The sequence below is a fragment of the Rhizobium viscosum genome, from assembly GCF_014873945.1.
Classification (GTDB): domain Bacteria; phylum Pseudomonadota; class Alphaproteobacteria; order Rhizobiales; family Rhizobiaceae; genus Rhizobium; species Rhizobium viscosum.
The window spans coordinates 354,083-371,225 of sequence record NZ_JADBEC010000002.1 but is presented as its reverse complement, the minus strand read 5'-3'; the positions used below and the strand labels follow the sequence as shown (position 1 = coordinate 371,225).

At 60.3% G+C, this 17,143-nt stretch carries 17 protein-coding genes; 7 read left to right on the top strand and 10 right to left on the bottom strand.

Features of this window, described 5'->3' with window-relative positions:
- Positions 1-10: 10 nt before the first annotated feature.
- From H4W29_RS22680 to H4W29_RS22655, 6 genes are all read right to left on the bottom strand, one after another.
- Complete coding sequence (locus H4W29_RS22680; RefSeq protein WP_192731116.1) at positions 11-868, bottom strand: carbohydrate ABC transporter permease; 858 nt, start codon at positions 866-868, stop codon at positions 11-13.
- The gene (locus H4W29_RS22675) at positions 868-1,785 is read right to left on the bottom strand and encodes a carbohydrate ABC transporter permease (protein WP_192731115.1); all 918 of its coding nucleotides are present in this window, start codon (positions 1,783-1,785) and stop codon (positions 868-870) included. Before H4W29_RS22675 ends, H4W29_RS22680 begins: the two co-directional genes overlap by 1 nt.
- Positions 1,782-3,038 carry an ABC transporter substrate-binding protein gene (locus H4W29_RS22670; RefSeq protein ID WP_192731114.1) on the bottom strand — a complete coding sequence of 419 codons (1,257 nt, stop codon included), beginning with the start codon at positions 3,036-3,038 and terminating at the stop codon, positions 1,782-1,784. Before H4W29_RS22670 ends, H4W29_RS22675 begins: the two co-directional genes overlap by 4 nt.
- Positions 3,039-3,065: 27 nt before the next feature.
- Positions 3,066-4,028: an N-acetylglucosamine kinase gene (locus H4W29_RS22665; RefSeq protein WP_192731113.1), complete on the bottom strand. Its 963-nt coding sequence runs from the start codon at positions 4,026-4,028 to the stop codon at positions 3,066-3,068.
- The gene (locus tag H4W29_RS22660) at positions 4,025-4,819 is read right to left on the bottom strand and encodes a DeoR/GlpR family DNA-binding transcription regulator (RefSeq protein WP_192731112.1); all 795 of its coding nucleotides are present in this window, start codon (positions 4,817-4,819) and stop codon (positions 4,025-4,027) included. The genes H4W29_RS22665 and H4W29_RS22660 overlap by 4 nt, the downstream gene beginning before the upstream one ends.
- Before the next feature lie 196 nt (positions 4,820-5,015).
- A complete protein-coding gene (locus tag H4W29_RS22655; RefSeq protein WP_192731111.1) occupies positions 5,016-6,332 on the bottom strand; it encodes an alpha-glucosidase/alpha-galactosidase in 1,317 nt (438 codons plus the stop codon).
- 102 nt (positions 6,333-6,434) lie between these two features.
- Between H4W29_RS22655 and H4W29_RS22650 the strand changes: the two genes are divergently transcribed.
- The 7 genes from H4W29_RS22650 (at position 6,435) to H4W29_RS22620 (ending at position 13,446) form a co-directional block, all read left to right on the top strand.
- On the top strand, positions 6,435-7,289 hold the full coding sequence (locus H4W29_RS22650) for a helix-turn-helix domain-containing protein (RefSeq protein ID WP_192731110.1): 855 nt from the start codon (positions 6,435-6,437) through the stop codon (positions 7,287-7,289).
- Between the two features lie 119 nt (positions 7,290-7,408).
- On the top strand, positions 7,409-8,482 hold the full coding sequence (locus H4W29_RS22645; RefSeq protein ID WP_192731109.1) for an Ldh family oxidoreductase: 1,074 nt from the start codon (positions 7,409-7,411) through the stop codon (positions 8,480-8,482).
- A gap of 109 nt (positions 8,483-8,591) precedes the next feature.
- Positions 8,592-9,350, top strand: coding sequence for a FadR/GntR family transcriptional regulator (locus H4W29_RS22640; RefSeq protein WP_192731108.1), 759 nt, complete (start codon positions 8,592-8,594; stop codon positions 9,348-9,350).
- 23 nt (positions 9,351-9,373) lie between these two features.
- Positions 9,374-10,348, top strand: a complete 975-nt coding sequence (locus tag H4W29_RS22635; protein ID WP_192731107.1) for a sialic acid TRAP transporter substrate-binding protein SiaP — start codon at positions 9,374-9,376, stop codon at positions 10,346-10,348.
- Positions 10,349-10,409: 61 nt separating this feature from the next.
- The gene (locus tag H4W29_RS22630) at positions 10,410-10,982 is read left to right on the top strand and encodes a TRAP transporter small permease (protein ID WP_192731106.1); all 573 of its coding nucleotides are present in this window, start codon (positions 10,410-10,412) and stop codon (positions 10,980-10,982) included.
- Between the two features lie 4 nt (positions 10,983-10,986).
- Positions 10,987-12,393 (top strand): TRAP transporter large permease, encoded by a 1,407-nt coding sequence (locus H4W29_RS22625; RefSeq protein WP_183733042.1) that lies wholly within the window; start codon positions 10,987-10,989, stop codon positions 12,391-12,393.
- Between the two features lie 9 nt (positions 12,394-12,402).
- Complete coding sequence (locus H4W29_RS22620) at positions 12,403-13,446, top strand: L-idonate 5-dehydrogenase (RefSeq protein ID WP_192731105.1); 1,044 nt, start codon at positions 12,403-12,405, stop codon at positions 13,444-13,446.
- Here H4W29_RS22620 and H4W29_RS22615 read toward each other — a convergent pair.
- The 4 genes from H4W29_RS22615 to H4W29_RS22600 all read right to left on the bottom strand — a co-directional run bounded on the left by H4W29_RS22615 (position 13,443) and on the right by H4W29_RS22600 (position 17,141).
- Positions 13,443-14,204 (bottom strand): SDR family NAD(P)-dependent oxidoreductase, encoded by a 762-nt coding sequence (locus H4W29_RS22615; protein ID WP_192731104.1) that lies wholly within the window; start codon positions 14,202-14,204, stop codon positions 13,443-13,445. The genes H4W29_RS22620 and H4W29_RS22615 overlap by 4 nt on opposite strands.
- Positions 14,205-14,217: 13 nt before the next feature.
- Positions 14,218-15,030 carry an ABC transporter permease gene (locus H4W29_RS22610; RefSeq protein ID WP_192731103.1) on the bottom strand — a complete coding sequence of 271 codons (813 nt, stop codon included), beginning with the start codon at positions 15,028-15,030 and terminating at the stop codon, positions 14,218-14,220.
- Positions 15,030-15,896, bottom strand: a complete 867-nt coding sequence (locus tag H4W29_RS22605) for an ABC transporter permease (protein WP_192731102.1) — start codon at positions 15,894-15,896, stop codon at positions 15,030-15,032. Before H4W29_RS22605 ends, H4W29_RS22610 begins: the two co-directional genes overlap by 1 nt.
- 81 nt (positions 15,897-15,977) lie before the next feature.
- Positions 15,978-17,141 carry a polyamine ABC transporter substrate-binding protein gene (locus tag H4W29_RS22600; protein ID WP_192731101.1) on the bottom strand — a complete coding sequence of 388 codons (1,164 nt, stop codon included), beginning with the start codon at positions 17,139-17,141 and terminating at the stop codon, positions 15,978-15,980.
- Between the last annotated feature and the right edge of the window lie 2 nt (positions 17,142-17,143).

Genomic DNA, 17,143 nt, shown 5'->3' with positions numbered 1-17,143 from the left:
ATGTCTCCGATTATTTGACCGAACCAGCCAGCAGACCGCTGACGAGGTACCGGTTGAGAAAGATGACGACGAGGGCAGGGATGACGATCGCAATCGATCCGCTTGCCGTGATCAGCCCGTAGTCGATGAAGTTCTTGGTGACGAATTCGGGAATGAGAACCGTCAGGGGTTTCGTAGCCTGCGGTGAGAAGATGAGGGGGACGAGGTATTGGCCCCAGGCCCCCAGGAAGGTGAGGATGGCGGCCGCCGTCAGGCCGGGTCCGGCGAGCGGCAGCACGATGTTGAAGAAGATGAAGAGGCGGCCTGCGCCATCGAGCTGTGCAGCCTCTTCGAGTGCGATCGGAAGCTGCTCGAAGACGCTGCGCAGCAGCCAAAGGGAGAGCGGCAGATAGGCCGAGACGTAGATCAGCGACACGCCGGTATAGGTGTCGACCAGATGCATCTTGATCATGATCTGATAGAGTGGGATCAGCACTGCATAGGCAGGGATGGCGAGCGTCGCAACGACAGCGCCGAATAGAATGTGACGGCCCGGAAAGCGCATCCTGGTGAAGGCATAGGCACCGAGTGCAGAGATTGCGACGCAGAGAGCCGTGGCGGCAGCAGATGTGATTACGCTGTTGAGCAGCGCTGCACGGAATTGCTTCCACACCTCCACCCCGCCGATCCGGGAAATGTTGATGCCGAGCAGGCGCGAATAGTGGTCGAGCGTGAAATGCTGCGGGAAGAAATGGATCGGCCGCGTGGAGAAATCCTCCGTCGGCGTCACGGAACTTGCGAGCGTCCAATAGATCGGGCCGAGCGACCAGATCAGCAGCAAAGCAAGACCCGTCCATATCATCAGGCGATAGAGAATGGTTGGTTTCATCAGTCGAACCGTGTGTTGCGATAGACGCGGAGGACGTAGACCAGCGAAACCAGCAGCGACACCAGCGTGATGACGACAGACAGCGCCATGCCGTAGGAGAAGCGAAGGTTCTGGAAGGTCTCGAGATAGATCTGCACGAGGATCGGCCGTGTTTCGAGGCTCGATCCGGCAAGCACCCAGGCCTCGTCGAAGAGGTTGAAAGCGTTGACGGTCGCATTTGTCATGGCAACGGCGATGGCGCTGCGCACGAGCGGAAGCGTGACCAGGCTGAACATCTGCACGCGGGTCGCGCCATCGATACGGGCAGCCTCGTAGAGATGCGCCGGAATGCTCTGCATGGCGGCCAGCACAATGACGATCGTCAGCGGCATCATGCGCCAGACATGCACGACGGTCACGGCGATGATCGCGCTCGTCCGGTCATTGAACCAGACATGGTTTTCGAAGGGCAGGCCGAGTGCAACGAGAATGCCGTTCAACAGGCCGGCACCCGGCTGATAGATCCACAACCAGATAACGGAATTGACGACACCGGGGAGCGCCCAGGGCAGGATGACGGCCGCCAGTACCCATTGCCGCCCGACCTTCACTTGGTTGATGAGCGCTGCAGCAAGCACGCCGAAGATGGTTTCGGCAGCGACGGCGAGCACGACGTAGATGAGGGTATTCGTCCAGGTCGTCGCCAACTGTCCGTCCGAGAGCATGCGCGTGTAATTTTCCAGTCCGACAAAGGGCGTTCCGGCCTGCATCGGATTGACCCGGTGCAGCGAGTCCCAGACCGTACGTCCCATCGGATAGAAGACCAGAGCTGCCATCGTCACCAGGATCGGCAGCACCAGCAGCAGTCCGAGCATGGTGTCGGCGTTGAGGCCGACACTACGCTTGGCTGCGACACCTTCAGCGGTGGCTGTTGTCATTGCGCCATCGCCTGCTTGGCTGCATCGGCGATGCTCTGCATGGCTTGATCAACGGTGATCTGGTCCTTTGCCGCGCTGTTGATCGCCGTGTTCACTGCGCTCGAAAACTGCGGATACCACGGCGGCGTTCCCTGCTGGAACAGCGGCTCGACGGTCTTGGACTGTGCGACAAGGGCGTCGCCGCTCGTCAGCTTGCCTTCCGTGTTGAGTTCGGAGAGGGCGGAAGTGCGCGTCGGCAGGAAGCCGTTTGCCGCATTCTTCTTCTGGAACTCCCTGCTGGTGAACCATTTGACGAAGGCGACCGCCGCGTCCTTGTTCTGCGAGACGTTCGGAATGGCGAGCGCTTCCGGAAGACCGAAGCTGCGGGTCTGACCACTTTCGGTCGGCACGAGGATCGCTTCCACCTGGCCGGCGACCTTGGACTGCTTCGGATCGTTCATCTGGCCCAGGCGACCGGGTTCGCCCGAGATCATGATGCTGGTCAGGCCCTGGGCAAACATGCTCTCGTTGATCTGGCTGTCCTTGAGGCCCGTCGAGGCCGGATCGACTAGGCCGTCCTTCAGGAGCTTAAGTTCGAAGGCGAGCGCCTTGTAGCCGGGTGAATCCGGGGTGAGGAAAAGCGGCTTGAAGTCCTTGTCGAAGAGTTCGCCGCCGAAGGCCTTGGTCAGCAGATACCAGCTGGTGGAAGCACCCTCCGTCGCCGAGAGCGGCAGGCCGATCGGATAGGTCGAGATGCCCTTTTCCTTGATCTTCTTGGCGGCTGCGACCAGCGCGTCGAGCGTTTTCGGCATTTCGGCAACGCCGGCGTCGGTGAAATGCTTCTTGTTGACGAGCATGACGCGGAAGTCGTTCGTGTAAGGCACGCCGAGCAACTGGCCGTCGACGGTGAAGATCTTGGCGACGCCGATGTCAGCGACCGTATCCTTGTCGATCACGTCGTTGAGCGGCATGTACCAGCCGGCAGCGCTGAACTGTCCCGTCCACGACCAGTCAAATTCGGTGACATCGGCCGGTGCCGTGCCAGCGACGAGGGCCGTTACCAACTTCGGCCGAATATCGTCCCAGGAGAGGGTCTGGAGATCGACATGAATGCCGGTCTCGGCTTCGAAATCGGCCGCAACCGTGGCCCCCTGCGGCGATGGCATGAGCACCGTGATCGATTGGCCGGCAAGTGGCTTGGCGTCGTCTGCCATGGCAGGCAGGGCAATCGCAAGTGCGGCTGAGGCAAGCAAAGGCAATATGATTTTACGCATGTTCCCATCCTTCTTTATCTTTGACAGTCATTGTCTTGATCGCGCGATCACGGTTTCTGTCGCGACCGCGATTTGCCCGAACCAGCGCTCGTCAAGCTGCCAGTCGAGAAGTTGGGCGGCGGCCAGAAGCGCGCCGCCAACGGGGGGAAGTACAGGTGAGACCGCCCGCCGGCCGATCCGTCGTTCGACGGCCTCGAGCAGCAGCCGGCTGGAAAAGGTCCCGCCCGCATAAGTCCAGTCGGTGCCGGTTTCACAATGGCCCGATATTGCCCAATGGTGCTTGGCAAGCTCTTCAGCTGCTCTTTCGATCAGATCGATTGCTGCTTCGTCGCCTTTGCTCGCTACCTGGTCGACAAGGACGGAGAGAGCCGCAATACCCGCGCGCGGCCTTGCAAGCCCGCTAATCCAGCCGCCGAGAGCGTTGATCGGATCTGACATGTCGAGCTCGAGGTGCTCGTAAACAACCTTTGCCAGCGCGGTGGGCTTGGCGCGTCCATCAAGGCTCTGGCTGATAAGGTGCAATGCTTCGCGGCCGATCCAGTAGCTGCTGCCTTCGTCGCCGATCACATCGCCCCAACCGCCGACGCGTGCGGAGGCACCTGCGCCGTTGCGTGCCCAGGACATGGAACCGGTCCCCGACAGGACGAGTATGCCCGGGCGCCCGGCGAAGGCGCCGAGATGGGCGGCGTCGACATCGTTGAGGACGGTTCTGCGGATATCCGGGAAAGCTTCGTCGATGCATCGCCTCTGGAGAGAGGAGAGATGCGCAACTTCGCCGTAAGCAGGCAAGGCAGCGCCAACAGCGGCCAATCCCGGCTCATTGCGGAACGGTTCGATATGCTGCTCCAGTTCCTGTCGCCAGTCCGGGTTATCCATGGGATTGACGCCGCCGCCAAGCCCGGTGCGCAGTATCCTGCCTTCGTTGTCGGCGAGAGTGACGAGCACCTTGCTGCCGCCGCCGTCGATGCCGAGGATCAACTCGTCGCTCATTCTTTTGCTCCGAGCTCGGCATAGGTTGCATCGACACCGAAATTGGCGAGTTCGGCTCGCCATTGGGGCGCCAGGCCCTTGTCGGTGATGAGTTTTGCCGCAATCAGCGGCGCGACCTTGTATGTCGCCATCGTCCCGAATTTCGAGGAATCGGCGAGAACGTAACCATTGGCAGAGCGGGCGAGCATGCGCCTGTTCAGGCTGGCTTCGGCGCTGTCGACACTATAGATCGCCCCATCCGGGCTGATGGCGCTGGCACCCAGAAAGAGCTGATCGAACCAGATCGTTTCCAGCATGGCTTCAGCCTGCGGGCCGACGAGAGAGGCATTTTCACTGCGCAGATGACCGCCGAGAAGCACGACTTCGAGATGCGGAATGTTCAGGAATTCCTGAGCGACGATCAGACCGTTGGTGAAGATGCGCAGCGGCATCGGATTGATGCGGATCAGCCGGGCAAGCTGAAGGACCGTCGTGCCGGCATCGAGGAAGATCGCCGTGCGCGGCAAAAGCTTTTCATAGGCCGCGTTCGCGATCGCGCGCTTGGCCGAAAGATGGCGCTTTTCACGCTCCTGGAAGGCCAGTTCGACCGAGGACCCTTCGGCGATGCGGGCCCCGCCATGCACCCTGTCGATCGCGCCGTCCTGCTCAAGAACCTGCAGGTCGCGCCGGACTGTTGCGAGCGAAGCGCCGACCGCATCGGCCAGATCCTGAATGGTCGAAAAGCCGTTCGCATAGAGATGGCTGCGGATGGCATCGAGCCGGTCAGTTTTCACGCCGCCAGTCTGATTCACGGATAGTCCCCTGCTGTTTATCGTTTATTTGCGTCAACGTTCCCACTCAATACGATCAATGTCAATCAAGATTCTGATCGTTTATGATTTTTTGAAGACCGCGACGAGGATTTAAAAGACAAACAAAAGCACGCCTCCCGAGGGATGGCGTGCTTCTCGACGAGTAGCGTTCTGGCGGTCGCGGGCTCTGACGGCCTCAGCGGTATTTAGGCAGCAGGTCGCCGTGTGCTTCGATCAAGTCGTCAACCAAGACCCAGATCTCATCCGGCGACAGTTCTGCCGATGTATGCGGATCAAGCAGCGCGGCCTGATAGATGCGATCGCGCTTGCCTGTCAGTGCTGCTTCCACGGTCAGTTCTTGAACCGAGACACTGAGCTTCATGACCGCGGCAAGCTGCGAGGGAATTCTGCCGATGCGGGTCGGCTGGATGCCGTTCCGGTCCACATGGCAGGGCACTTCCACGATACATTCGGGCGGCAAGTTTTCGATCAGGCCATTGTTGGGAACGTTGCCGTAGATCAGTGCGGGATTGCCTGTGACGGCAGCGTTGATAATGCCTGCAGCATATTCATTGCTTCGGCAGACCTCGATCGGCTTGTCGCCTTCGAGATCGCGGCGCAGGGCATGCCATTCGGAAATCTGCCGCTCACAGCGGCTTATATATTCGTCGAGCGGGATGTTGAGTTTGTCGATGAGTTCGGGGCGACGATCCTTGATGTACCAAGACGTATATTCGGAGAAATGCTCACTGGATTCCGTTACGAAATGGCCGAGCCGCTTCAGCACATCGAAGCGTACCCGGTCGTCGTCCGGCACGCGTCCCTCGCCGGTGAGGGCCTTCAGGCGGGGATAGAGATCTTCGCGCCGGCCATCGGCATGCAGCTTCTCGTATTTCAGGAAGAAGGCGACGTGGTTGATGCCAGCCGAGATGTAGTTGATGTCTACAATGTCTTCGTCCAGGCAGGAGGCAAGATGGGCGGCGGTATGTTGTACGCTATGGCAAAGGCCGACCGTGCGGATACTGGGCGCCAGTTCCTTGATGGCCCAGCAATTGATCGCCATCGGGTTCACATATTGCATCAGCAGCGCGTCCGGGCAGACCTCTTCCATATCGCGGCAGATCGCTTCCAGCACCGGAATGGTGCGAAGTCCGCGGAAGATCCCGCCGATGCCGAGCGTATCGGCAATAGTCTGACGCAGGCCGTATCGCTTCGGCACTTCGAAATCCGTCACAGTAGCCGGCTTGTAACCGCCGACCTGCATCATCAGGATAACGAAATCCGATCCGCGCAGTGCCTCGCGACGATCGAGTGTAGCCTCGACCCTGACTTTCTTCAGGTCGAGCGCCTCGCAGATGCGCCGCGCAACGATCTCCGATGTCTTCAGCCGCTCAGGGTCGATATCAAACAGGCTGATCACATAGTCGCTGCCCGAGGGAGTAGAGAGCACATCCCCCAGAATGTTCTGCGCAAAAACGGTGCTGCCCGCACCCACGAGGCAAATCTTCGGCATTTTGGTCTCCCGCCAATCAAGGTCGCCATAGTCGTGCCTCTTCCAAATCAGAATTTCTTCCTGCTATTGAAGGGAGTATTCCCGGATTGAAGCGTTGGATGCATGAGAGACGATCATTTCAACAGGAGCGGCGAATGGGCGGGATCGCCGCGGAGCTTCCTGATCGAGCGCCACACGGCCGATGCCATGAGTGCAGCGCATTGGCACGACCATGTCGAGATCAACCTGCTTCTCGATGGCGCTATGACTTATCTCTTCAATGGCCGGCAGGAGCGGGTCGAGGCCGGGCGTCTTGTCCTCTTCTGGGCGGCCATTCCCCATCAAACAATCCTGGTGACGCCGGAGGCGCCGCTCATCTGCGTCTACCTTCCGCTCGTCGATTTTCTCGCGCTCTCCATCGACAAGAAGGCGAGACAGGCGATCATGCAGGGTGCCTTCGTCGTCGAGCCCCGCCGCCGCGAGACGACATCGCTCACCGTCTCTGCCTGGGTCGACGAATGGGGCAAGGGCGATCCCGTCCGGCGCCAGCTGATCGCCGACGAGGTCAAGCTTAGGGTGCGCCGGCTCATCCTTGATCACGCCGATGATCGAGGCACGTCCGTCGCAGCCGCCGCAACGCCGGTAAGCCCCGCCATCCGCCACTCAGAGGTGCTGACCGACCTGATCAACCGGCATTTTTCCGAACCGCTCAACCTGGTGGATCTTGGAAGGCGTGCCAATGTGCACCCGACTACAGCCAACCGGGCGTTTCGCGATGTGCTTGGCATTTCAGTAATGGAATATCTGACGCGCTATCGTCTCGCGAGAGCAATGCAGCGGCTGGCCGAGACCGAGGACCCGATCCTGGAGATTGCCCTCGACTGCGGCTTCGGCTCCAGCAGCCGGTTTTACGACATCTTCAAGCAGCGAACCGGCACGACGCCCCGGCAGTTTCGCCTGTCGCTCGGCAAGCCGTAACTTTGTCCCGATCGGAACAGGGTTTGAAGGAGGTGCAGGTTCAGCCGCGATGCGACTATCGAATCTTCTCTCAGGCGCGCTAGAGTTTGCAGACGATCCACCCGAACGGATTGAGGTCTATGACGAGTGACAGCAAAAATCCCACTGGTTCCCTGGCACCTCTGGCCGCGATCGAGGATTTCTGCCGAAAGGTCTTCCTCGCCGCCGGCACGGACCAGGAGACGGCGGATGCCGCGACGCGGGGAATGCTGCATGGTACGCGCTATGGCATCGACAGCCATGGTGTGCGCCTGCTTCCTCATTATGTGAAGGGACTGACCGAAGGACGTCTCAATCCACGCCCGCATCTCGTGTTGGCAAACGCCTTTGGCGCCGTCGCGTCGCTCGATGCGGATAATGGCCATGGCGCGCTTGCCACCTATACGGGCATGGAGCATGCCACGCGTCTTGCCGGGGAATTCGGGATCGGTGCGGTTGCGATCCGCAATTCCTCGCATTTCGGACCGGCAGGTGCTTATGCGTTCGAGGCCGCCCAACGCGGCTTCATCGGCTTTGCTTTCTGCAATTCCGATAGCTTCGTGCGTCTGCACGACGGCGCCATGCGCTTTCATGGCACCAATCCGATCGCCTGCGCTGTCCCTGTCAAGGGAGATAACCCGTGGCTCTTCGACATGGCGACGAGCGCCGTGCCCTATAACCGCGTGCTGCTCTATCGCAGCCTCGGCCGCCAACTGCCCGAAGGGGTTGCCTCCGATGAGCGGGGTTACGACACGGCCGATCCCGATGTGGCCGACATGCTGGCGCCGCTTGGCGGCGAATTCGGTTTCAAGGGTGCAGGGCTTGCCGGCATTCCCGAGATTCTGAGTGCCGCACTTACAGGTATGAAGCTGAGTTTCGATATTGCTCCGATGCCCGGGCCGGATTTTTCGACACCGCGCGGTCTCGGTGCTTTCGTCATGGCCCTGAACCCTGCAGCCTTCCTTGATATCGAAATCTTCGACGCTGCCATGAAACGCTACGTCGAAACCTTGAGGGCGTCTCCGCCACGCGAAGGCTTCAGGGTAATGGCGCCTGGCGACCGCGAATGGGCTGTCGCCGCCGAGCGGAAAAAACATGGCGCGATGCTGGATCCGGCGACGGTCGAGGCCCTTAGGACCCTTGCGTCCACTTATCGACTGACCAGCCCGGTCTGAGTGTATGCGTCGGATTGACGCATAACTTCCCGGATGGTAGTTTCGGATTAATTGGTCAGGCCAGTTGACCAGTTGTGCGTTTGAGGAGAAGCGCGCCGGGGAGGCCATAATGTTTTCGGCAGTTGAATCACGCCGCCTCTACAGGCAGGTGGCGGACCAGATTCGTCTGATGATTATCCGAGGCGAACTTGCCGTCGGCCAGAGGCTGCCGGCCGAGCGCGAACTTGCGGAGCAGCTTTCGGTTTCGCGCCCCACGCTGCGCGAGGCGCTGATAGTGCTGGAGGTCGAGGGATACATCAATATCCGCATGGGCTCTGGCATCTATGTCACGCGCAAACATGTGGTCGAAGCGACCGGCAGTGAGCGCGAACCGGTCGAAGGTCCTTTCGAGCTGCTGCAGGCCCGCGCCATCATCGAATGCGCGATAGCAGAGGAGGCCGCAAAAAGCGTCCGCCCTGAGGACATTGCCGTCCTCGACGAGGCGCTGAGAGCAATGAGCGGCGTGGTGGAGGATGCGCGCGCCGTGCTTGTCGCCGACCGCGCCTTTCATACCGGCATCGCCGCTATCGTCGGCAATGCGACCTTGATCCGGGTCACCGGCGAGATGTTCGACATGCGCATGACGCCGTATTTCGAAAAGCTCGCCAGCCATTTCGAAGGACCGGTGTCATGGCGCAGCGCACTGGAAGAGCACCGGGTTATACGCGATGCGATCGCCGCCGGCGATACGGCAGGGGCGAAGGCCGCCATGCGCACGCATCTGACGAATTCGCAGAAGAGGTTTTCCGAAAGCTTCGGGGAGGAGTTTTCGGGCGAGGAGGGGCGCGGCCAAACGGCCGGGCCGAACAAGGGAAAAGCAGCCACTTAACGAGATCTCAGGAGGAGAGAGCGATGAAGTTGAAACTGACGACGATACTCTGCACGGCCGCCGCAATCATGGCGACAACGGCGATCGCACATGCCCAGACTGTGCTGAAATGGGCCCATGTCTACGAGACATCCGAACCTTTCCACACGGATTCCCTCTGGGCCGCGGAAGAGATCAACAAGCGCACCAACGGCCGTTACAAGATCGAGGTCTATCCGGCTTCGCAACTCGGCAAGGAAGCCGATATCAACCAGGGCCTCAAGCTCGGCACGGTCGATATCATCATCTCCGGGTCGAGCTTTGCCGCCCGCGACTACAAGCCGATCGGTGTGACCTATTTCCCCTATATCTTCCGCAGCCCGGAGCACTTGATTGCCTACACCAAGAGCGACGTCTTCAAGCGCCTGGCCAAGGGTTATGAGGACAAGACCGGCAACCATATCGCCGCCGTCAGCTATTACGGGACGCGCCATACGACGGCCAACAAGCCGATCGCCAAATGCGCCGACATGCAGGGCCTGAAGATCCGCGTGCCTGACGTCCCGGCCTATCTCGCCATGCCGCGCGCCTGCGGCGCCAACACCACGCCGATCGCCTTTGCCGAGGTCTATCTCGCCTTGCAGAACGGCACGGTCGAGGCGCAGGAAAACCCGCTGACGACGATTGAGGCCAAGAAGTTCTACGAAGTCCAGAAGAACATCATCCTGACCGGTCACATTGTCGATCACCTGAATACGGTGATCTCGAAGACGTTGTGGTCGAGCCTTTCCGATGAAGACAAGAAGATCTTCGGCGACGTCATGCAGGAAGCTGCCGAGCGCACGACCAAGACCATCGAAGGCAAGGAAAACGGCCTGATCACTACCTTCAAGGAAAAGGGTCTGAGCGTCACCGAGGTCGACAAGGCCGACTTCGAGAAGACGGTTGCGGAAAAGGTCAAGTTCGAGGACTTCGGCTACGATAAAGCCGATTGGGAGGCGATCCGCGCGATCCAGTAAGAGCCCGAGGGCGCGCGGGAGCGCTGCGCGCCCTTCTTCCCCAACCGGAATAAAGCCGATCATGTCTCAAGAAGTCCACACGCAAATCACCGCCGAGGAGATCGGCCACGAGTTCGAAGGGCATGCGCCCACCGCCAATGTCTCGGACTACGCCATCGAAGACTGGATTACGCTGATCGTCTTCTGGCTGATGGCCGGCTGCGTTTTCCTGCAGTTCTTCACCCGTTATGTGCTGAACAACAGCTATGCTTGGACCGAGGAGATCGCCGTCAACTGCCTGATCGGCGTCGTTTTCTTGGGCGCCGTCATGTGCGTGCGCACCTCGCGCCACATCCAGGTGGACGTCTTCTATCATTACATGCCGGCAGGCCTTGCGCGCGTTCTCGCAACCTTCGTGGATATCGTCCGCATCGGCTTCTTCGCCTATGGCTGCTATCTGATGTGGCGCTACGTCCAGATCGTCGCTGACGAGCAGATGGTCACCGTCGATTTGCCGCGCAACATCGTCTTCTACAGCGTGCTTGCCGCCTTCGTGCTGATGCTGATCCGGGCGGTGATTGTCTTCATCACTAATTTGCGCCGCGGCTATTCCGTTCTGGAACGCCCCGAAGAATTCCACGCCGTCGAAGGATGACCCGATGCTGCTCTTGCTTGGCTCGTTTCTGCTGCTGATGCTGATCGGCGTGCCCGTCGCAATCTCGATGGCCGTCGCATCCGTTCTCTACATTGTTCTCTATGGTGTTGCGCCCGACATCATCGTCGCTCAGCGAATGATCGCGGGTGTCGAAAGTTTCCCGCTTCTCGCTGTTCCCTTCTTCATCCTTGCCGGCAATCTCATGAATTCGGCAGGTGTCACCGGCCGCATCTATTCCTTCGCCGTCGCGCTCGTCGGCTGGATGAAGGGTGGTCTCGCGCAGGTCAATATCATCGGTTCCGTCATCTTCTCGGGCATGTCCGGTACTGCGCTCGCCGATGCGGCAGGCATCGGCACGATCGAGATCAAGGCGATGAAGGATCACGGCTATCCGGTCGAGGCCGCAGTCGGAGTAACGGCGGCGTCTGCCACGCTCGGGCCGATCTTCCCGCCGTCCTTGCCCTTCGTAATCTACGGTATGATGGCCAATGTCTCGATCGGCGCTCTTTTCATGGCCGGCATCCTGCCGGGCGTCGTCATGACGTTGCTGATGATGATCACCGTCGCAGCCTTCGCCTACGTGAAGCGCTGGGGTTCCGATGCACCCTTCGACGTGAAACAGCTCCTTTCCGCAGGTTTGGAGATCGTCGTCGTCCTGCTGGTGCCGCTGTCGATCTACGTCATGATGCGGTCAGGCGTATCGATGAACGCTGCGGCGGGCATCGCGCTTGTCGTGCTTCTGGCACTGGACTGGTATTTCCGCTTTTCCGCCGTCATGGCGCTGATGACGCCGGTCATCCTGATCGGTGGCATGACCATGGGCTGGTTCACGCCGACGGAAGCGGCCGTCGCCGCTGTGCTCTGGTCGCTGTTCCTTGGCCTTGTTCGCTATCGCACGATGACGCTCTCGACGCTTGCCAAGGCGAGCTTCGACACGATCGAGACGACGGCCTCCGTTCTCTTCATCGTCACTGCCGCCTCGGTCTTCGCATGGCTGCTGACAGTGAGCCAGGCGGCGCAGCTTCTGTCTGACGCGATCCTGTCGATCACCGACAATAAATGGGTGTTCCTGATCCTTGTGAACCTGCTGATGCTCTTCGTCGGCTGCTTTTTGGACACAATCGCGGCCATTACCATCCTCGTACCGATCCTTCTGCCGATCGTCGCGAAGTTTGGCATCGATCCGGTACAGTTCGGCCTCATCATGACTCTGAACCTGATGATCGGCCTGCTCCATCCGCCGCTCGGCATGGTGCTTTTCGTGCTGTCGCGGGTGGCGAAACTATCGGTGGAGCGTACGACGATGGCGATCCTGCCTTGGCTTGCGCCGCTTTTCATCGCCTTGATCCTGATCACCTTCGTTCCCTCCGTATCCCTGTGGCTGCCGCAGCAGCTTGGGCTTCTGAAGTAGGAGAGTGCGATGCAGACACGTCTGGCACGGCTTTATGCAAAGGGCGATCTCAGGATCGAGACTGATCCGGTCGCAGCCCCCGGTCCGGGCGAAGTGCTTTTGAAGATGGCAGCCGCAGGTATCTGCGGCTCCGACCTGCATTATTACCAGGATGGCGGTTTCGGTCCGGTCAGGGTTCGCGAGCCGATGATACCTGGTCACGAGGCCGCTGGAACCGTGGAGCAGGCAGGTGAGAGCGTCACCCTGAAGGCCGGCACACTGGTCGCGGTCAATCCGAGCCAGCCTTGCGGTGCCTGCGAATATTGCAGCATAGGCTTGCCGATCCACTGCCTGGAAATGCGCTTCATGGGCAGTGCGATGCGCTTGCCGCATGAGCAGGGCATGTTTCGGGAATGGCTGGTGGTGCCGGCCAAACAATGTGTTGAGGTTGGAGCCTCGATAACGGCTGCGGAAGCGGCCTGCAGCGAGCCGCTATCCGTCTGCCTGCATGCCGCATCGCGCGCACCAGGCATTGCCGGCAAGAAAGTCCTGGTAACGGGTGCCGGACCGATCGGCTCCCTGATGGTTGCCGTTGTCAGTCATTATGAGGCGGCAGAGATTGTCGTCACGGATCTTGCCGATGCGGCGCTCGCGCGGGCGAAAGCCATGGGCGCCAGCCGCACGATCAACGCGGTCCGGGATGCAGAGTCATTTGCCGAATTCCAGTCAGGAAAAGGCTATTTCGATCTCGTGTTCGAATGTTCCGCCGCCGCCCCAGCCATCCATAGCGCGATTGCGGCGGCCCGGCCGCGCGGCACTATCGTCCAGGTGGGCGTCTCAGGCGACGTACCGGTGCCTCTCAACGCCATCGTCGGCAAGGAACTGCATATCCACGGAACGCAGCGCTTCCATGAGGAATTTGCCGTTGCCGTCGACCTGATCTCGCGGCGGAAGATCGATGTGCGGCCGATCATCAGCCACAGAATGCCGCTCGGAGACGCTGTTTCGGCCTTTGAAATTGCCGGCGACCGTTCGCTGGCCTGCAAGGTGCAACTGACCTTCCAGTCGCCCTAAACGATGGTTTCGCCGCCGTCGACGACGAGAATCTGCCCCGTCATGTAGGACGAGCGGTCTGAGACCAGGAACAGGATCGGCTCGGCGATTTCCGACACATCCGCCCAGCGGCCGAGCGGCACCTTTTCGGCGATGTAGCCTTCGATTTTGCTGCGCCCGCCCATCTGCGCGATGAACGGCTCATTGAATGGCGTGTCGACCCATCCAGGACAAAGCGCATTCACGCGGATGCCGAATTTTGCATAGTCGCCGGCCATCTGCCGGGTCATGGCGATGACAGCGTGTTTGGTCGTCGTATAGGCGATCATTTCGCGATCGTAGAGCACGCCAGATGAGGACGACGTATTCAGGATTACGCCTTTGCCGGCTTTTTTCATGATCGGCATGACGAAACGCGCTGCCATGAAATGCGCCCGCACATTCAGGCTCCAGGACTTGTCGAAGCCTTCCACGGCGACCTGCTCCAGATCTCCGGCGACCTGAGCACCCGCATGATTGTGCAAAATGTCGATCCGGCCATGGCGTACGGCAGTAGCGGTTATGCCGGTTTCAAGCGCCCTGTCGTCGGTGACATCGATCACCAGGCTTTCGGCACTGCCGCCTGCCGCGGCAATGAGACCGGCGGTCTCTTCGGCATTTGCGAAATTGATGTCGGCAACGATGACATGGGCACCTTCGCGCGCGATGATCTGTGCGCCGGCCCGACCGATGCCCGAGCCTGCGCCGGTGACGATTGCAACGCGATCTCTCAGTATCATGGTATTTCCCCGGTCAGTTTGTCGTTGTCTTTTCACGCATCAGGAAGCGCGCGATGAAAATGAGGGCAAGCGAGGCGATCAGCACCATCGTTGCGACCGCATTGATCTCAGGCGTCACGCCGCGGCGAATGGAGGCGAAGACATAGATCGGCAGCGTCGTATTCGAGCCGGCCACGAAGAAGGCGATGATGAAATCGTCGAAGGAAAAGGTGAAGGCGAGCAGAAAACCCGCCAGGATCGACGGCATGATTTGCGGCAGCACGATCTGCCGGAAGGTGGTGAACGGTGTCGCATAGAGATCGCTGGAGGCCTCGACGATATCGCGCCCGAGGCTCGCTATGCGCGCTTTCACGATCATCGTCACCAGCGCCATGGTGAAAAGCCCGTGGGCGGCAATGATCGAGCCGTAACCGAGTGCCAGCTTCGGCGGTTGATCGCCCGGCCAGAGGGCGGCGATAACAGGATTGACGAAGCCGAAGACCTCGACGAGGGCAACCAGCGTTGCGATGCCGATGACGACACCGGGCACGACGATTGCTGCCGCAAAGAGCCCGTCGAAAACCGCACGCGTCCGGGCACCGAGCCGCTCCATGCCGATCGCGGCCATGGTGCCGAAAATCGCTGCAAGTGCAGCGCTGGTAAAGGCTATGATCAGGCTGTTGCGCAGCGCTTCCATCAGGAAAGTGTTCGAAAGCGCCCGCCCATACCATTGCGTGGAGAAGCCGGTGAACTCGCTGGCATTGCGGCCGGCATTGAAGGAGAACAGCACGACGAGCGCGATCGGCGTGTAGAGGAACAGGTAGACGAAGGTGACGAGTGCGCGCATCAGATGAGGTCCACCTGCCGGGTACCTGCGACGCGCCAGGCGATGCGCATGGCGACAAGCAGCACGATGACGACAACGGCAACCAGCGTGACGGCAATCGCCGATCCGAAAGGCCAGTTGCGTGATTGGAGGAAGAGATCGACAAGCGCGTTGCCGATGAAGAACACCTTGCCGCCGCCGAGAAGCTGCGGGATCAGATATTCGCCGAGAAGCAGGATCGTCACCAGCGCAACGCCGGTCATCACACCCGGCAGCGATAGGGGCAGGGTGATGCCGAAGAAGGTCGAGATGGGCTTTGCGCCGAGATCGGCGGAGGCTTCCAGCAGTCGGCGGTCCAGCTTCTCCAGGCTGACATAGATCGGCATGATCATCAGTGGCAGGTAACCGTAGACGATGCCGAGCAGCACGGCACCCGGCGTATTGATCAGCCTGACATTTTCGATGCCGACGAATTCGAGCAGATGCGGAATGCCGCGCGCGCCAAGCAGATACATCCAGGCATAGGTGCGCATCAGCAGGCTGGTCCAGAAGGGAACGACGACAAGAGAGACGAGCAGCAGCCGACGCTGCGGGCTCGCCTTGACCGCAAGGTAGTAGGCGACCGGGTAGGCAACGATGAGGCAGGCTGCCGCCCCGATCGGCGCCAGGATCAGTGTATTGACGAAGGCTGCCGAGCGAGCCCCGAGATTGGCGAACTGTTCGAAGGTAAAAGCTGCCTGATAGCCGCCTTCCGGCGCCCGTTCGCCGAAGGCAAAGACGATGATCGCGATGAAGGGCAGCACCAGGAAGACGAACAGCCAGACACTGGCCGGGCCGACCAGGGCCGCGGTGATCAGGCGCCGTTTGGTGGCGTGGGGCAGGGGCATGGCTTGATCTTCATCCACCGGATCAGGAAGCTGAACCGGCTCCCCCGCTGCAGGGCGGGGAAGCCGGGATGCAAGATGGTCTTATGCCGACTTGAAGCGCGCCATCAGTTCGGCACGGCCCGGATCGGTGAGCGTCACGGCGGCGCCGAACTCGAGCGGCGTCAGTGCGGCTTCGTCCGGATAGACGATCTTGTTGGACGTGACCTCCTTCGGCAGCAGCGCGATGACGCGGCTGTCTGTGGTCGGCGCACCGTTGGCAATGTGCTCCTTCACCGCATTCTGCGGGTCCATCAGGTAGTTGAGCAGCGCGTAGCCGGCGGCCTTGTTCGGGGCGTCCTTCGGGATCGCGTAATAGTCGGTCCAGATCTCACCGCCGTCGGTACCGAGGATATAGGCAAGCTCCGGCATATCGCGGTTGAGCTGCGCGCCGTCATTGGTCCAGCACATGGTCAGCCATGCATCGGTCGAACGCATCGACGGCTGGTAGTCGGAATTGATTGCGAAGAGATGCGGCTTGACCTTGATCAGCAGTTCTTCTGCCTTGGCAAGCTCGTCAGCCTTGATCGAATTGAAGTCGTAGCCGAGCGAAACAAGCGCGCTGCCGATCGTCGTCAGCTGGTAGTCATGCACCATGGCACGGCCGTCGGCTTCCGTCTGGGCGATCTCGAAAAAGTCCTTCCAGCTCGAAAGCTTGGTCTTGATCTTGGACGTATTGACGGAGAAGCCGGTCGTGCCCCAGTTCTTCGGCACCGCATAGGTCTTGCCGTCAATCTGGCCTTCCTTGGTGAAGCGCGGGCTTTCGCTTGCCTGGCTGAAATTCGGGATCTTCGAAAGGTCGAGCTCTTCGATCAGGCCGAGCTTGTGATGGGTCGAGATCGTGTAGTTGGTCGGCACGAAGAGCGACCAGCCGGAGGCACCAGCCTGCAGCTTGGCGAGCATTTCCTCATTCGAACCGAAGACGTTGACCTCGACGGCAACGCCGGTTGCCGCCTTGAAATTCTCGAAGGTTGCCGGGTCATGGTAGTTCGGCCATGTGGCGATCGACATCTGCGTGCCGAGATCTTCTGCCGCATAGGCTGATGTCGACAGCGCACCCGGGAAACGCGACAGCACGGCGGTCGCAAGACCGAGGCCGGTAATGCCGAGGAAGTGCCGGCGGGTGACGGAGCCGCGCTTCAGGCGCATGAACTCGTCCATAAAACCTTCGGCAGAAATGGGAAGATTGTCCTTATAATCCTTGCTCATGA

What these genes read in the sequence shown, in the direction of transcription:
- H4W29_RS22670 (WP_192731114.1), bottom strand. Translation starts at nt 3,038, where the DNA reads ATGCGTAAAATCATATTGCCTTTGCTTGCCTCAGCCGCACTTGCGATT.
- H4W29_RS22620 (WP_192731105.1), top strand. Translation starts at nt 12,403, where the DNA reads ATGCAGACACGTCTGGCACGGCTTTATGCAAAGGGCGATCTCAGGATC.
- H4W29_RS22605 (WP_192731102.1), bottom strand. Translation starts at nt 15,896, where the DNA reads ATGCCCCTGCCCCACGCCACCAAACGGCGCCTGATCACCGCGGCCCTG.
- H4W29_RS22635 (WP_192731107.1), top strand. Translation starts at nt 9,374, where the DNA reads ATGAAGTTGAAACTGACGACGATACTCTGCACGGCCGCCGCAATCATG.
- H4W29_RS22680 (WP_192731116.1), bottom strand. Translation starts at nt 868, where the DNA reads ATGAAACCAACCATTCTCTATCGCCTGATGATATGGACGGGTCTTGCT.
- H4W29_RS22655 (WP_192731111.1), bottom strand. Translation starts at nt 6,332, where the DNA reads ATGCCGAAGATTTGCCTCGTGGGTGCGGGCAGCACCGTTTTTGCGCAG.
- H4W29_RS22625 (WP_183733042.1), top strand. Translation starts at nt 10,987, where the DNA reads ATGCTGCTCTTGCTTGGCTCGTTTCTGCTGCTGATGCTGATCGGCGTG.
- H4W29_RS22610 (WP_192731103.1), bottom strand. Translation starts at nt 15,030, where the DNA reads ATGCGCGCACTCGTCACCTTCGTCTACCTGTTCCTCTACACGCCGATC.
- H4W29_RS22675 (WP_192731115.1), bottom strand. Translation starts at nt 1,785, where the DNA reads ATGACAACAGCCACCGCTGAAGGTGTCGCAGCCAAGCGTAGTGTCGGC.
- H4W29_RS22665 (WP_192731113.1), bottom strand. Translation starts at nt 4,028, where the DNA reads ATGAGCGACGAGTTGATCCTCGGCATCGACGGCGGCGGCAGCAAGGTG.
- H4W29_RS22630 (WP_192731106.1), top strand. Translation starts at nt 10,410, where the DNA reads ATGTCTCAAGAAGTCCACACGCAAATCACCGCCGAGGAGATCGGCCAC.
- H4W29_RS22615 (WP_192731104.1), bottom strand. Translation starts at nt 14,204, where the DNA reads ATGATACTGAGAGATCGCGTTGCAATCGTCACCGGCGCAGGCTCGGGC.
- H4W29_RS22645 (WP_192731109.1), top strand. Translation starts at nt 7,409, where the DNA reads ATGACGAGTGACAGCAAAAATCCCACTGGTTCCCTGGCACCTCTGGCC.
- H4W29_RS22600 (WP_192731101.1), bottom strand. Translation starts at nt 17,141, where the DNA reads ATGAGCAAGGATTATAAGGACAATCTTCCCATTTCTGCCGAAGGTTTT.
- H4W29_RS22650 (WP_192731110.1), top strand. Translation starts at nt 6,435, where the DNA reads ATGAGAGACGATCATTTCAACAGGAGCGGCGAATGGGCGGGATCGCCG.
- H4W29_RS22640 (WP_192731108.1), top strand. Translation starts at nt 8,592, where the DNA reads ATGTTTTCGGCAGTTGAATCACGCCGCCTCTACAGGCAGGTGGCGGAC.